The sequence below is a fragment of the Streptomyces sp. WAC05292 genome (assembly GCF_003949955.1).
Lineage (GTDB): Bacteria > Actinomycetota > Actinomycetes > Streptomycetales > Streptomycetaceae > Streptomyces > Streptomyces globosus.
Genome location: NZ_RPSE01000802.1, coordinates 1 through 879 on the forward strand (window position 1 = coordinate 1; position 879 = coordinate 879).

1 protein-coding gene is annotated in these 879 nt (G+C 76.8%); it reads left to right on the forward strand.

Annotation, left to right across the window (positions count from 1 at the left end):
- Positions 1-16: 16 nt before the first annotated feature.
- Positions 17-688 (forward strand): vancomycin high temperature exclusion protein, encoded by a 672-nt coding sequence (locus EF903_RS33135; protein ID WP_185902965.1) that lies wholly within the window; start codon positions 17-19, stop codon positions 686-688.
- Positions 689-879: the final 191 nt, after the last annotated feature.

Consider the following 879-nt stretch of genomic DNA (forward strand, 5'->3'; position numbering starts at 1 on the left):
GGGTGCCACCGCGCGGCTGCGGGCGGGGCTGCCCCGCGGCGTGCGGGGGCGGCGGCGGGCCGTGCAGGCGGTGATGGCGGGCTGCGTGCTGGCGCTCCTGCCCTCGGCGTGGACGCACGCGGTGGCCGCGGACCGGCTGCACGGCACGGCGGACAGCCCGTCCGCCGACGTCGCGGTCGTGTTCGGGGCGGGGCTGTGGAACGGCCGGCCGACCCCGTACCTCGCCCGCCGGCTCGACGCGGCGGCAGAGCTGTACCGGACCGGGAAGGTCAGGGTCGTCCTCGTCACCGGGGACAACAGCCGCACCGAGTACGACGAGCCGAGCGCGATGCGCACGTACCTGACGGCGCACGGGGTGCCGCAGGAGCGCATCGTCAGCGACTACGCCGGGTTCGACACGTGGGACTCGTGCGTCCGGGCCCGGAGGATATTCGGGGTGGAGCGGGCCGTGCTGATCAGCCAGGGCTTCCACATACGCAGGGCCGTCGCCCTGTGCCAGGCGGCGGGGGTCGAGTCGTACGGGGTCGGTGTGCCCGACGAGCACGACCTCACCTGGTACTACGGCGGCGCGCGCGAGGTGTTCGCGGCGGGCAAGGCGGCCCTCGACGCGGCGCTGCAGCCGGAGCCGCGCTTCCTGGGCCCAAGGGAGCACGGGGTGTCCCAGGCCCTGGGGGCTCCGAGACCCTGACGCGGCGCTCCGGCGCCGTGCGCTCCCGCCGTCGGCGGCACCCCCCCGAGCCCCGCGTCCGGGCCCCCCAGCCGCCACCGCCACGCACACCCCGGGCGCGCTTGGGCCCCCCAACCGCACCTCCCGGTGACGCCCCAGCTCGCAGCCGGCCCTACCCGACGCATACACCACGACCACCCCGTCCGACGTCT